Here is a 13,558-nt window from a genome sequence, read left to right as displayed (position 1 = left end):
CCCGGCTCCTTGCATCCGTTGACCGGCTCCGGCGCAGATATGCTACTGGGCCGCAACGTGCCGCGGCTGGCCCCGATCAGCCGCCGAGCCCCTGACCCAGCCGGACCCATGACCAGCACCGCCCCCTCCGCCGTCGAGCGCTACAACGCCAAGGATGCCGAGCCGCGCTGGCAGGCCGCCTGGGCCGAGCAGAAGCTGTTCGAGACCGACAACGCCGACGGGCGCCCGAAATACTACGTCCTGGAGATGTTCCCGTACCCGTCGGGACGGATCCATATGGGCCATGTGCGCAACTACGCGATGGGCGACGTGGTCGCCCGCTACAAGCGTGCCCGGGGCTTCAACGTGCTCCACCCGATGGGCTGGGACGCGTTCGGTCTGCCGGCCGAGAACGCCGCCATGGAGCGCAAGGTCAACCCGCGGGACTGGACCTACGCCAACATCGCGTCGATGCGCGACCAGCTGAAGGCCATGGGCCTGTCGCTCGACTGGAGCCGGGAGATCGCGACCTGCGATCCCGACTATTACAAGCACCAGCAGCGCATGTTCCTCGATTTCCTGGACAAGGGTCTGGTGACCCGGCGCACCGCCAAGGTGAACTGGGATCCGGTCGATCACACGGTGCTGGCCAACGAGCAGGTGATCGACGGGCGCGGCTGGCGCTCCGGCGCCCTGGTCGAGCAGCGCGAGCTGACCCAGTGGTTCTTCAAGATCACCGACTTCGCCGAGGACCTGCTCACGGCCCTCGACGGTCTGGACCGCTGGCCGGAAAAGGTCCGGCTGATGCAGAAGAACTGGATCGGCCGGTCCGAGGGTCTGGAGGTCCGGTTCGTCCTCGCCCAGCCGTCGGCGGGTGCGGCCGAATCCGTGACGGTCTACACCACCCGGCCCGACACCCTGTTCGGCGCCCGGTTCCTGGCGATCGCCGCCGACCATCCGTTGGCCGCCACGGTCGCCGCGCATAACCCGGATCTCCAGGCCTTCATCGAGGAATGCCGGCGCACGGGCACGGCCCAGGCGGCGATCGACACCGCGGAAAAACTCGGCTTCGATACCGGCCTCACGGTGCGCCACCCCCTCGACCCGGCCTGGACGCTGCCGGTCTACGTCGCGAATTTCGTGCTGATGGAATACGGCACCGGCGCGGTGTTCGGCTGCCCGGCGCACGACCAGCGCGACCTCGACTTTTCCAACAAGTACGGGCTCGGCAACGTCCCGGTGGTGTGCCCCGAGGGCCAGGATCCGGAAGCCTTCCTGATCACCACCACCGCCTATGTCGAGGACGGGCGGATGATCAATTCGCGCTTCCTCAACGGCATGACCACCGCGGAGGCCTTCGAGGCCGTGGCGCAGCGCCTGGAAGCCGAGGGGGTTGCCAAGCGCAAGGTCCAGTTCCGCCTGCGCGACTGGGGCGTCTCGCGCCAGCGCTACTGGGGCTGCCCGATCCCGATCATCCATTGCGAGAGCTGCGGCCCGGTCCCGGTGCCGGTCTCTGACCTGCCGGTGCAACTGCCCGAGGAGGTGTCCTTCGACCAGCCCGGCAATCCGCTGGAGCGCGACCAGGCCTGGCGCAACGTGCCGTGCCCGCAATGCGGCGGGCCGGCCCGGCGCGAGACCGACACGATGGACACGTTCGTCGATTCGTCCTGGTACTATGCCCGCTTCACCGCGCCCTGGCTGACCGACGCCCCCACCGACCGCGCGGTTGTCGACCGCTGGCTGCCGGTGGACCAGTATATCGGCGGCATCGAGCACGCGATCCTGCACCTGCTCTACGCCCGGTTCTTCATGCGGGCGATGCGCGAGACCGGCTGGGCCGGCGTCTCCGAGCCCTTCGCCGGCCTGTTCACGCAGGGCATGGTCGTCCACGAGACCTACAAGGACGCGACCGGCGCCTGGGTGCCTCCGGCCGAGATCCGCTTCTCCACCGAGGAGGGCGAGCGCCGCGCGTTTCACGTGAAAACTCAGGCGCCGATCGCGATCGGCTCCATCGAGAAGATGTCGAAGTCCAAGAAGAACGTGGTCGACCCGGACGACATCATCGCGAGCTACGGGGCCGACACCGCGCGCTGGTTCGTGCTCTCGGATTCGCCGCCCGAGCGCGACGTGATCTGGAGCGAGGAGGGCGTGCAGGGCGCCGCCCGGTTCGTCCAGAAGGTTTGGCGCCTGGTCAACGCCGCCCAGGTGGCGACCGGTGTCGGCGCGGCCGACCTCACCCTGCGCAAGGCCGCCCACCGGGCCCTCGCCGCCGTGCAGGACGATATCGAGCGGCTGCGCTTCAACCGCTGCGTGGCCCATATCTACACCCTGGCCAACGCCCTCGAGGACGGGCTGCGCGGGCCGGTCTCGCGCGCGGCGGCGACGGAGGCGGCGGGGATCCTGGTGCAGCTCATCGCCCCGATGATGCCGCACCTCGCCGAGGAATGCTGGACGGTGCTCGGCCGGCCCGGCCTGGCCGCCCAGGCCCTGTGGCCCGAGGCCGAAGCCGGCCTCCTGGTCGAGGACGAGGTCACCCTGCCGGTCCAGATCAACGGCAAGAAGCGGGCGGACGTGACCGTGCCGCGCGACGCCGACGCCAAGGCGGTGGAAGCCGCCACCCTAGCCCTGGAGACGGTCCAGAAGATCCTGGAGGGCAAGCCGCCGCGCAAGGTGATCGTGGTGCCGGGGCGGATCGTGAATTTGGTGGTGTGATGATTGGCCGGGAATTGGCCTGTCTATCCCGCGCACCCCCTCATCCTGAGGTGCCGTAGCGAAGCGGAGGCCTCGAAGGAGGCCTCCAGGAATCGCGCGGCCGGCGGGAGGGCTCCTTCGAGGCTCGCTGCGCTCGCGCCTCAGGATGAGGTGGTGGATTGGACTTGCCGTAACCTCATCCCTACGGCGCCGCCAGCCCGGGATCCTGCCCGTTGGCCTCCAAGCTCCGCGCGACGAGTCCGTCTGCCTTCGCCCACGCGAGGAATTCGGCCAGATAGGCCGCGCCCGCATCCCGTCCGACCGGCAGGCCCATCGCCTGCGGAATCGCCATGAAATGCCCCGGCAGCAGCCGCACCGCCTTGTGGGTGGACGCGTGGGCGGCAAGCGGCTGCTGGACCCCGGCGACGACCTCGAGGCCGTCCCGGGCGAAGGCCGTGATCGCCTCCGCCGAGGTCGGCGCCCGCACCAGGGTGGCGTGGCGCAGCGCGCGGGTCAGGAACAGGTCGTAGGCGCTGCCGCGCCCCACCGAGACGCGGATCCCGTCGCGATCGACGGCCTCCATGCTGGAGATCGGCGAGGCGGCCGGCACGAGGTAGCTGCCGGCAATCAGCACGTAGGGCGCCGTGAAGGCGATGCCCTCGGCGCGCTTCGGGTCGATCGCTAGGAAGCCGATGTCCCAGGTTCCGGATCCGGCCGAGCCCGAGACCGCGCCCGCCCCGGGGAACGTCACGAAGGCCACCGGCACGCCGAGTTTCCGCGCCAGCGCCCGGGCGAGATCGACCGACACGCCCGTAGGGCCGTCCGGTCCGGCTTGGGCCAGCACCGGATTTCCGAGATTGATCGCCGCCCGCAGCGTGCCGGTGGGGGCGAGGTCGTGCAGGGTCGCGGGGGAGGGCGTCATCCGGGGCTCCGCATGGGCCGGGGCGGAGACGAGCAGGGCGCACAGGGCCGCGGCGATCCGCATGGTCGATCCCGTCCTCTCCGGGCGCGTGGTCAGGCCTGGTTCCGGCCTCCGCCCGCCGCCCGCCGACGCCCGCGGGCCAGCATGTTCAGGCCCTCGACCCCGGCCGAGAACGCCATGGCGGTGTAGATGTAGCCCTTCGGCACGTGGGCGCCGAACCCTTCGGCGATCAGCGTCATGCCGATCATGATCAGGAAGCCCAGCGCCAGCATCACCACGGTCGGGTTGCGGGCGATGAAGGCCGAGAGCGGCTCGGCCGCTACCAGCATCACGATCACCGCCACGACAACAGCCACCATCATCACCGGCACATGCTCGGTCATGCCGACCGCGGTGATGATCGAGTCGATCGAGAACACGAGATCGAGGAGCAGGATCTGGCCGATGGCCGCGCCGAACCCGATCGTGCCGCCGACCGTCTTCTCGCCGGTCTCATCGGGATCGACGCTGTGGTGGATCTCCTTGGTGGCCTTCCAAAGCAGGAACAGGCCGCCGCCGATCAGGATCAGGTCGCGCCAGGAGAAGTCCTGGCCCAGCACCGAGAAGACCGGCTCGGTCAGGTGCACGATGAACGCGACCGTTCCCAGCAGCCCGAGCCGCAGGATCAGGGCCAGCCCGATCCCGATCCGACGCGCCCGGGTCTGCTGATCGGCGGGCAGCTTGTTGGTCAGGATCGAGATGAAGATCAGATTGTCGACGCCGAGCACGACCTCCATCACCACGAGGGTCGCGAGCGCGACCCAGACGGCCGGCTGCGTGGCAAGCTGAATCAGGTCGGTCACGGCTCGGGCGTCTCGCTGGTCGGGAAGAGGCGGCTGCCGAGGGCAGTCAAGTGGAACGGGCCGGGGCGGCTCGCCGGGTCGGGGGCGAAGACCTGGAGGATCTTCGGGACGACCTTGAAATGGGCGGGCGTGTGCGTGGTCAGCTCGCCGTCGGTGTTCACCGGCCGGGGCCTGCGCGTCGAGATCTTGATCTCCCGCGTCTGGAAGGCGCGCACGTCCGCCGCGCGTCCCTGGGTGCCCCGGCGCAGGGCCGGCAGGAGCGCGATCAGCCGCCACCAATGGGCGACTTCGAGGCTGTAGAAATCGAGCTTGCCGTCATCGACCGTGGCGGCTTCCTCCACGGTCATGCCGCCGCCGTAGTGCCGGCCGTTGCCGACCGAGACCTGGATGGTGGTCACCTTCTCGGTCGTGCCGTCATGCTCGATCGTCACGGTGAAGGGCCGCACCCGGCGCAAGACCCGGATGGCCGCGACCGCGTAGCCGAACACCCCCCAGGTCTTCTTCGATTCGGCCGTGAGCTCGCCGGCGAGCTCGGCCGAGAAGCCGATGCTGGCGACGTTGAAATAATAGTGGCCGTTGACCCAGCCGAGATCGACCGGCCGCGGCTGGGCGGTCGGGATGAACCGGGCCGCCGCCAGCGGATCCAGCGGCAGGCCGAGGGACCGGGCGAGATCGTTGGCGGTGCCCAGCGGCAGGATAGCGAGCGGCAGCCCGCTCTCCACCAGGGCCGGCGCGGCCATGTTCATGGTGCCGTCGCCGCCGCCGAGGATCACGAGATCGACGTCCTTGGCGCGGGCCCGGATCTCGTCCCGGCAATCGGCATCCGGCGGCGGCTCCACCGGCTCGATCCCGCCGGCGCGCAGGATGCTGCGCACCTCGTCGAGGTCGAGGCCGCCGTTGCGGGCCTTCGCGTTGCAGATCAGCAGCGCCCGACGCTGCCCCGCGCTCACCGGGGACTCCGATGCAGGTCTGAGGTCGCCTCGGTCTCGGGTGGGGCCACGGGAACCTCGATGTGCTGGGCGGCGGAATGGCCCGAGGAGAACCTAGAACGGGCGACAGCCAAGATTGTCCCCGACTTGGTGGCAAAACGAGCGAGCGCAACCCCGTCATCCACGCAATCCCCGTCTGGTGCTGGCCCTGCGGATCGGCAGAGTCGTGGGCGCGCCCGGAACACCCGTGGAACCGCTTCGGCATGCGGGCGCGTTCTCATCACGTCCGCCCCGGCCGCCAGGAAGGCACCGATGTCCGCCACCATTCCGACCCCTGCCCGTGCGCTCGCGCTCGGCGTGATCCTGCCCCTGGCCCTCATCGGCGGTGCCGCGGCCCAGCAGCAGGGGGCGACGTCTGCCAGTTCCTGGGTCGATCCGCCGGCACGTACCGCGGCTTCCGCGCCGGCCACCCCGGCCAAGGAGCCGACGAAGGCCGCGTCTCAGGAACAGGCCAAGCCGCCGGCTCAGGACCGGAAGCCGGTCAGGCAGGCGGCCAAGCCCGAGCCCGCGGATGACGCCCTACCCAAGGCCGCTTCGACCCGGGCCGCCGCCCCGAGACGGGCGGCCGCGCTGGAACGCCCGGCCAGCCGCGAGCCCCTGCGGCGCCATGCGGCGCATCCCCGCCGGCTCGCCGACACGCCGGCCGCCATCGCCCCGGCGCCGGTCTCGGCGGCGTCCGCCGAGCGGGCCGCCATCGCGCGGGCGCTCGCGGCGAACTACCTCGCCACCGTCTCGAGCTCAGGCGAGACCATGGTCGACGCGGCGCCGCATTTCTACGGGAGCCGGGTACGGTTCTACGGCCATCCGATCACCCTGGCCGGCCTCGTGGCCGAGAAGCGCAGCTTCGTCCAGCGCTGGCCCGAGCGGCGCTACGAGCCGCGGTCGATCCGCACCGCCTGCGATTCCGAGACCTGCACGATCCGCACGATCGTGGATTTCCGCACCGCGAATCCGGATCGCGGCGCCATCTCCACCGGGGCGGCCGAGCTGGTCCTGGAGGTGAGCTTCGCGGGGGCGCGCCCGGTGATCGTCGGCGAGAGCGGGCGGGTCCTGCGCCGGAGCGTCCAGGCCGGCACCCTGGCCCCTTCGCCCGGCAAAGCGTAAAGCGGCATCCGTGCGGCGCACGGTGATGCCGGGATCGGGTTTATGACGTCTTCAACCGTGGCGGAACAGGAAGCGGCGCCGGCGCGTCCGGCGCTCGACGATCCGGAGCGCGCCGCCCTCCGCGAGGCGATCCGGACGGCGATCGCCCGAGCGCGGCCGCGCCCGGTCTCCGTGCGGACCCTCGAACTCATGGCCGAGGCTGCGATCGTGCCCGGGGCGTACGGCTACCGGGTGCTCGACCGCCACGGCGTGCCACGCCTGCGCCCGGGCACCTCGGAGCCGATGACGCTCGCGGATTTCGTGGCCGAGCTTCAGGCGCGGCACCCGGCCCTGTTCCTGCCGGCGGAACCCGAGCCGGCCCCCGTACCGGTCGCGGAAGAGGCCAAGGATTCGCCGATCCTGACCGGCGCCTACGAGATGAAGGCGGCCACGGCCCGCTTCGTCGAGACCCAATCCGAGCGTGCCCGCTCGCTCGCCGAGCGCTCCTCGGTGCAGGGGCGGGTGCTGGCGCAGAACGCGGCCGGCCGGTTCGCGAGCCTGCGGACGGGCTTGCGGACGCGGTTCGGCCACCCCGTCGCCGAGGAGAGCGCCGCGCCCGAGCGCGGTTCGGACCCGGTCGCGGCGTGGAACGAGGGGCCGGGCCGGCTCGGCGAAACGTTGCGCGACGGCCTGCCCCGGCTGCGCGATCGGCTCGGCTTCGGCACCGGCATCGGGGATGAGAGCGGCCGTCGGCATCGCCGCTGGCTCGTGGGCGCGAGCACGGCCGCGTTGGTGGCGGTGGTCGCGGCGGGGCTGGTCCTGGCCGGTCGCGAGCCAGAACCCCCGCGGCCCGATTCCGCGAGCACCCCGACGACCCAGCCGACGCCGCCCCAGGCGTCCAATGCGCCGACGAATCCCCCGCAGACGGCGTCCCAGGCCGGATCCCCCCCCGCGGCCGCCGACACGGTGACGCCGCCGCCCGAGACCGGCGGCGAGCCCGAGCCCGACACGCCGCCGCCCGCGGCGAACGCCATCACCGGCCCGGCCCAGGTGATCGACACAGCGACCCTGAAGGTCGGCGGCAAAGTCGTGCATCTGTTCGGTGTCGAGTGGGTGCGGGGCGGCCAGGCGGACGAGCTGGCCCGCTACATCGGCGGACGCACGGTCACCTGCCAGCCGGCACCGGGCAGCGAGACCATGAATTGCCTGGTGAACGGGCGCGACCTGTCCGAGGTCGTGCTGTTCAACGGCGGCGGCCGGGCCTCCCCGGAGGCGAGCCCGGAACTCGTGGCGGCCGAGGACCACGCGCGCAGCGAGCGGCTCGGCGTCTGGAAGCGCTGAGCGGGGATCGCGGCATGCCGGGCGACCTTTTCGGCGTCACCGCGGACGGGCAGCCGGTCACCCGGCACGTGCTGGCCCGGGGAGCCTTGCGCGTCCACGTCATCGATTTCGGCGCGGTGATCACGGCGATCGAGGTGCCTGACCGCGCCGGCCGCAGCGCCAACGTCGTGCTCGGGCTCGACACGCTGGCGGGCTACGAGACGGTGAGCCCGAGCTTCGGCGCCGTGGTCGGGCGCTACGCCAACCGCATCGCGGGCGGGCGTTTCAGCCTCGACGGCCACACCTACCGGCTGCCGGTGAACGAGGGCCCCAACACCCTGCATGGCGGCGACCGGAATTTCGGAAACCATCTCTGGCGCGTGGAGGCGGCCGACGGCACGAGCCTGAGCCTGGCCCGCCGCTCCCCCGACGGCGAGGAGGGCTTTCCCGGCAATCTCGACGTCCGCGTGCGCTACAGCCTGCCCGAGGACAGGGTGCTGCGCATCGCTTACGAGGCCGTGACCGACCTGCCGACGGTCCTGAACCTCACCAATCACAGCTACTTCAACCTCGCCGGGGAGGGGGCCGGCAGCGTCCTCGACCACGTGGTCCAGCTCGAGGCCGACGCGTTCACCCCCACCGACGCGACGCAGGTCCCCACCGGCGACATCCGGGCATTGGCCGGCACCCCGTTCGATTTCCGCACCCCGCACGCGCTGGGCGAGCGCATCCGGGTCGGCGATCCGCAACTGGCCTTCGCCAAGGGCTACGACCACACCTTCGTGCTGCGCGGCCCCGCCGGCACCCTGCGCCCGGCCGCGACCTGCATCGATCCCGCCAGCGGCCGGCGGCTCGACGTGGCGACCACCCAGCCGGCCCTGCAGCTCTACACCGGCAACAACCTGGACGGTACGCTGATCGGCCCCTCCGGCCGGATCTACCGCTCCGGCGACGGCGTCTGCTTCGAGACGCAAGGGTTTCCGGACGCCCCGAACCAGCCGGGCTTCCCCTCCGCGGTCCTGCGGCCGGGGGAGGTGTTCCGGGCGGTCACGACATTCCGGTTCTCGGTGGCGTGAGCCGAGGGCGACCGATCACCCGACCGGTCCGTTCAGGCCCGGTGCCAGCGCCCGGAACCCGACCCAGCCCCAATAGACCCGGTGGTGGGCGATGAGCCCGGCCGCGAGATCCATCACCTCGACCAGATCGACCTGATCGCCCTCCGGCGTGGCGCGGGGATATTCCCAGACGAGCTGTCGGCCGTCAGAGAAGAAAGTGCCGGTGCGGTACCAGCGGCCGAGTACGCTCCCGGGCTTGCGCAGCGAGGCATCGAAGAAGCGCCGGATCGCCGCCTTGCCCCTCAGGATCCCGGAGGCGCCGCCGCCCGACTCGGCGAAGACCAGCGGGCTCTCCAGGACGGCGTCCTCGTATAGAGTGCCGTCAGACCGTCGATGTCGCGGCCCCGCACCGTCGCGTGCCAGCGTTCGTAGATGTGGCGGATGTCGGCCTCGGTGGTATCGGTCATGGCGGCCTCGGATCGGTAGCGATGACCGGAATCCTAAAGGCGGCTTGAGGCCGGATGCTTCGATGCGTGTCGAAGCATCCACGCCGCTCCGGTGGCAGGATGGGTCGGCTGCGCTGGAGATCGACCATGAATCCGCAACCGAGTCTCGCCACGGCGGCGTTCCTGATCGCGGACCCGGCGCGATCCCTGATGCTGATGCAACTGCTCGATGGCCGGGCGCGGCCCGCCGGAGATCTGGCCTGGGCGGCCGGCGTCACGGCGCAGACCGCGAGTTCGCATCTCGGCAAGCTGCTGGCGGGCGGCCTCCTGGCAGTCGAGACCCAGGGCCGCCATCGCTACTATCGCCTGGCCGGCTCCCAGGTTGCCCTGGCGCTGGAATCGCTCGCGGCGATCGGCGCGACGGGCCCTGTCCGGTCGAGGCCCTCAACCCGGGACGCGCGGGACCTCGGATTCGCCCGCTGCTGCTACGATCACCTGGCCGGTCGGCTGGGCGTCGCCGTCACGGGTGCCCTGGTGGAGCGGGGCTATCTCAGCCCCGCGGAGGGCCAGCGTTACGATCTGCCAGCCGCCGGCCTCGCCTGGTTCGCCGGCCTGGGCGTGGAGGTCCACCAACTCAGGCCGGGCCGGCATGGGCTGGCGCGGGCGTGCCTCGATTGGACCGAGCGCGAGCACCATCTCGCCGGTCCGCTCGGCGTGCAGCTCATGCGCCAGCTCTGCGCGAAAGGCTGGCTGCGGCGCTCGGAGACGACGCGGGCCGTGCAGGTCACCCGGCGCGGCTGGGCCGGCTTGAAGACCGAGCTCGGCCTCGATCCGCCCTGAGGTGGATCACGCGGCGAGGACCATCTCCTCGTCCTCCTGCGGCACCGGCACGGCGACCGCCGGGGCGGAGGGTTTCGGACGCCAGGTCTCGCCGAGCGCCAGGAGCGCGGCCTTGACCGCTTCGAGCTGCGAGGGCTCGCCCTCGGCCATGCCTTCGGCGGCGGCGACCTCCTTCAGGTACTCGTCCCAGGCCCACCGCCGCAGGATTTCGCGCTTCCCTTCGCGCAGCAGCCGCGGGTGGTTCAGCACGGCGGACGGCGTGGCGAAGACCGCGGCCGGATTGACCAGCGCCCGTTCCAGCTCCGGCCCGTCCGGAAAGTCCGGCGGCGCGGCCGGCGCCTGTTTCCGGCCGAGCACCACCCGAAGCGGCGCGCGTTCGGGGTGCCGCCGATCATCCGAGCGCGCCGCGCCGACCGGGCGTTTGCGGGGTGCCTCGGCGGGGTCCGGATCCGCATCGTAGTCGAGGCCCTGGCGCTCCGCATACGCGATGGCCTGCGCCCGGGTCGGGAAGGTGAGCCGGACATCCGTGGCGAGGGGGTCGCTGCCGCCGGTCCAGCCCATCAGCGGCTCGATCTCGGGCGGCGTCTCGCGCGCGAAGGTGAGGACCCAGGTGCCTTCCCGGGCGCGGCCCGAGGTCTCCACCGGGCGCTGCTGGCGCCGGATCAGGGCCTTCCGGCCGGCGAGCCACGGGGCCGTGGCGATGAAGGCGGGGGGATTGTTGTGTCCGAGTCCGATCACGCGATCCTGAATGGTCGTCTGCATAGGTGCCTCCCTGAAGCGGCGCCCGACAGCCGGGCCGTCGGGCGGCGCGATGGTGGTGATGCGGTGCGCTCAGGCGCCCAGCAGCCCGAGGCGCGCCGCGGATTGGACGCCGAAGCTCGCCGCGAAGGCGAGGAGGGCGGCGTCCCAGGCGGTGAGGTGCGTGGCGTTGGCCGGCGGCCCGGCCCGGGTGATCGCGGCGCCGAGCCAGACGAAGCCCGACACGCTCAGCAATCCCGCCAGGACCCAGGGCATGGCCGGCGCCGGGCTGAGGGCCGCCAGGGCGAGGCAGAGGGCGGCGGACGCGATCCAGCCCGTGAGGGTGGACCAGGTCGCCCGCTCCGCCGCCTCGGCCGGCGGCGCGGCCCGGCTGCGCCGGAGCCGGGCCGACCACCGATAGCGGTCCTTCAGGTCGAAGGTCGTCATCGATCGCCTCCGGGTCTCAGTTCAGCACGGCGTCCCGGGCTGCCAAGCCGCGCCGCAGGCGGCGGCCGAGCACCACCGGGATCCGCGCCTTGCCGGTCGCCTGTCCGCTGGGCGCGGGCGTGCCGTCCAGCGCCTGGAGCGCGGCCAGGACGTCGTCGATCGGCACCGGCTCGGCGCGGCAGCCGGGCAGGCAGCGCAGCGTCGGGCAGGAATCCACGGCGCGCGCGTCCGAGGCCCAGGAGGCCAGGATCGCCCGCTTCTCGGCCCGCGACAGGCCGGGATAGGACAGGACCTCCCGGGGATGCCGGAACACGTCGCCCGGCGCCACGAAGGCCTCGAACGGGTCGACCGCGGTCGCCCTCAGGTTGGCCGCGGCCATCGGGCCGAGGCGCTCGATATGCGTGTCGATCGGGGTTGTATCGATTGGCTGCATGCGACCCTCCTGCTCGTCAGCGAAGGCTGAACCGCTCGCCGCCCGGGGAATTGCGGTTCGGCACGGGCGAGCGCGTCAGACCAAGGACCGAGAGCCGGCCCCGGCCGCCAGGCGGTCTGGGCCGGCTCCAGGGCGGCCGGCACGGCCGGCAGGTCCTCGCTCGATCGTCCTGCCGGTCCGGGCCGGGCCACCGCGTCAGGCGTCGTGATCCCGCCCGAGCGGCGGCGCGCCTCAATGCGCCGTCTTCTGGCCGCCGTTGTTGCCGCTGTTGATGGCGATGCGGCGGCCCCGCTCCGGCGCCTTTTCCGAGCGCGGCAGCGTCACGGTGAGCACGCCGTTGCGGAACGACGCTTCGACCTTCTCTTCCTCGACCGGGAAGGGCAGGGCGATCACCCGCTCGAAGCGGCCGTAGCTGCGCTCCGAGTAGCCGCGCGCCTTGTCGGTGTTCTCGGCGCGCTTCTCGCCCCGCAGGGTCAGCACGCCGTCCTCGACCAGGAGCTCGACGTCCTTCTCGTCGAGGCCGGGAAGCTCGGCCGAGAGCCGCAGCCCGCCATCTGCCTCGACCAGCTCGACATTGGGCCAGCCGAAGCTGCGATTGGCCAGGCTCGGAACCGAGCCGAACCCGGTGAACACGTCGTCGAACAGGCGGTTCACCTCGCGGTGGAGCGTCAGGAAAGGATTGGCCGCCTCGTTCGACAGGGCGGTCGGCGCCGGGGTTCCGGTCGTGCGGTTCCACGGAATCAGATCTCTCACGCTCATAGGGACCTCCTTCAGTTTGGCATCATGGGCATCTCATGGGATCGACCGTCGGCGGCCCGCGGGCCTGCGGGCCCCCGAGGGATGGCGTTCGTCCAAAGCGGGGAACCCGGGCGGTCCGCGGATCGGGCGGCCCGGGCTCGGACCGGCCGCGATCAGGCGGCCTTGGCTTCGGCGACCCGGGGTTCGGCGGCCTTGGCCTGCGCGACCTTGCTCTCGGTGATCTGCGCGGGCGCGTTGTCCTGCCCGGACGTGGCCGTGACGCCGCCGATGGCGATGCGACGGGGCTTCAGGGCCTCCGGCACCTCGCGCTTGAGCTCGACGGTCAGGAGCCCGTTCTCCAGGTTCGCACCCACGACCTTCACGTGGTCGGCCAGGTTGAAGGTCTGACGGAACGTGCGGGCCGCGATGCCGCGGTGCAGGTATTGCCGCTCGTTCTCCGGCGTCTTCTTCTGGCCCGACACGAGCAGCACCGTGTCCTGCTGGGTCAGCTCGATCTCGTCGGGCGTGAAGCCCGCAACCGCCATGGTGATCCGATACTGGTCGTCCGCGACCTTCTCGATGTTGTAGGGCGGCCAGGCGGCCGTGGTCTCGACGCGCTCGGGCTGGTTCAGCAGCTCGAACAGACGGTCGAACCCGATGGACGACCGGAACAGGGGCGCAACGTCGTAAGTCCTCATAACCACATCCTCCATTGAGCAACGTGACTACAAGAGACGCCGGACACCATGGCCGGCGCCCAACAGGCGAGCTCGTTTCCGAGCCTCGCACGCGCGTAACGTTTGCCTTGCGGGGAGGTTCCGCGAGAGGGGCGATTTTTTCGTGGGATTTTGCCTTCGTTGCCTCAGCCGGGATCCCGAAGCCTTGCGCGCGGGACCGTGCGGTTCACGCATCGCTCCCGATGAGACCGGCGGGCGGACGCGTGCGTCTTTGCCAACCCCTCTTCCCTGGACGACTGGGTCCAGGCATCTCCGGATGAGGCGCGGGTCCCCTCTCCCGTGCGGGAGAGGGACAGGG

14 protein-coding genes are annotated in these 13,558 nt (G+C 71.5%); 5 read left to right on the top strand and 9 right to left on the bottom strand.

Translation table 11 applies throughout. The annotated features are described in order from the left end of the window. Positions 1–108 precede the first annotated feature (108 nt). Positions 109–2,691: a leucine--tRNA ligase gene (gene leuS, locus LGR69_RS06110; protein ID WP_230365476.1), complete on the top strand. Its 2,583-nt coding sequence runs from the start codon at positions 109–111 to the stop codon at positions 2,689–2,691. A 181-nt stretch (positions 2,692–2,872) separates the two neighbouring features. On the opposite strand, the gene LGR69_RS06105 is transcribed toward leuS, so the two are convergent. The 3 genes from LGR69_RS06105 to LGR69_RS06095 are packed head-to-tail and all read right to left on the bottom strand — an operon-like array spanning position 2,873 to position 5,384. After that, positions 2,873–3,655, bottom strand: coding sequence for an ABC transporter substrate-binding protein (locus tag LGR69_RS06105; protein WP_230365475.1), 783 nt, complete (start codon positions 3,653–3,655; stop codon positions 2,873–2,875). Positions 3,656–3,684: 29 nt separating this feature from the next. Next, positions 3,685–4,434 carry a TerC family protein gene (locus LGR69_RS06100; RefSeq protein ID WP_122161813.1) on the bottom strand — a complete coding sequence of 250 codons (750 nt, stop codon included), beginning with the start codon at positions 4,432–4,434 and terminating at the stop codon, positions 3,685–3,687. Then, positions 4,431–5,384, bottom strand: coding sequence for a lipid kinase (locus tag LGR69_RS06095; protein WP_122161814.1), 954 nt, complete (start codon positions 5,382–5,384; stop codon positions 4,431–4,433). The genes LGR69_RS06100 and LGR69_RS06095 overlap by 4 nt, the downstream gene beginning before the upstream one ends. 291 nt (positions 5,385–5,675) lie before the next feature. Between LGR69_RS06095 and LGR69_RS06090 the strand changes: the two genes are divergently transcribed. From LGR69_RS06090 to LGR69_RS06080, 3 genes are read left to right on the top strand one after another with little or no spacing between them, the layout of a single operon-like run. Beyond that, on the top strand, positions 5,676–6,527 hold the full coding sequence (locus LGR69_RS06090; RefSeq protein ID WP_230365474.1) for a hypothetical protein: 852 nt from the start codon (positions 5,676–5,678) through the stop codon (positions 6,525–6,527). 42 nt (positions 6,528–6,569) lie between these two features. Next, positions 6,570–7,847, top strand: coding sequence for a thermonuclease family protein (locus LGR69_RS06085; protein WP_230365473.1), 1,278 nt, complete (start codon positions 6,570–6,572; stop codon positions 7,845–7,847). A 14-nt stretch (positions 7,848–7,861) separates the two neighbouring features. After that, positions 7,862–8,902 (top strand): aldose epimerase family protein, encoded by a 1,041-nt coding sequence (locus tag LGR69_RS06080; protein ID WP_230365472.1) that lies wholly within the window; start codon positions 7,862–7,864, stop codon positions 8,900–8,902. 15 nt (positions 8,903–8,917) lie between these two features. On the opposite strand, the gene LGR69_RS06075 is transcribed toward LGR69_RS06080, so the two are convergent. Further along, positions 8,918–9,430 carry a nuclear transport factor 2-like protein gene (locus LGR69_RS06075; RefSeq protein WP_230365471.1) on the bottom strand — a complete coding sequence of 171 codons (513 nt, stop codon included), beginning with the start codon at positions 9,428–9,430 and terminating at the stop codon, positions 8,918–8,920. Between the two features lie 44 nt (positions 9,431–9,474). Here LGR69_RS06075 and LGR69_RS06070 point away from each other — a divergent pair, with 44 nt between their 5' ends. Continuing rightward, positions 9,475–10,167, top strand: a complete 693-nt coding sequence (locus tag LGR69_RS06070; RefSeq protein ID WP_230365470.1) for an ArsR/SmtB family transcription factor — start codon at positions 9,475–9,477, stop codon at positions 10,165–10,167. A 6-nt stretch (positions 10,168–10,173) separates the two neighbouring features. Here LGR69_RS06070 and LGR69_RS06065 read toward each other — a convergent pair whose 3' ends face one another. The 5 genes from LGR69_RS06065 to LGR69_RS06045 all read right to left on the bottom strand — a co-directional run bounded on the left by LGR69_RS06065 (position 10,174) and on the right by LGR69_RS06045 (position 13,221). Beyond that, the gene (locus LGR69_RS06065; RefSeq protein WP_230365469.1) at positions 10,174–10,929 is read right to left on the bottom strand and encodes an NADH dehydrogenase ubiquinone Fe-S protein 4; all 756 of its coding nucleotides are present in this window, start codon (positions 10,927–10,929) and stop codon (positions 10,174–10,176) included. A 69-nt stretch (positions 10,930–10,998) separates the two neighbouring features. Next, complete coding sequence (locus LGR69_RS06060; protein ID WP_091863478.1) at positions 10,999–11,352, bottom strand: hypothetical protein; 354 nt, start codon at positions 11,350–11,352, stop codon at positions 10,999–11,001. A 16-nt stretch (positions 11,353–11,368) separates the two neighbouring features. After that, positions 11,369–11,785: a hypothetical protein gene (locus LGR69_RS06055; protein WP_230365468.1), complete on the bottom strand. Its 417-nt coding sequence runs from the start codon at positions 11,783–11,785 to the stop codon at positions 11,369–11,371. A 231-nt stretch (positions 11,786–12,016) separates the two neighbouring features. Then, entirely contained in the window at positions 12,017–12,544 is a 528-nt protein-coding gene (locus tag LGR69_RS06050) for an Hsp20/alpha crystallin family protein (protein ID WP_007563476.1), read from the bottom strand. A 152-nt stretch (positions 12,545–12,696) separates the two neighbouring features. After that, on the bottom strand, positions 12,697–13,221 hold the full coding sequence (locus LGR69_RS06045; RefSeq protein WP_007563478.1) for an Hsp20 family protein: 525 nt from the start codon (positions 13,219–13,221) through the stop codon (positions 12,697–12,699). Between the last annotated feature and the right edge of the window lie 337 nt (positions 13,222–13,558).

The sequence above is a fragment of the Methylobacterium brachiatum genome (genome assembly GCF_020523825.1).
GTDB classification, from domain to species: Bacteria; Pseudomonadota; Alphaproteobacteria; order Rhizobiales; family Beijerinckiaceae; genus Methylobacterium; species Methylobacterium brachiatum.
This window is presented reverse-complemented; position numbering and strand designations above follow the sequence as displayed.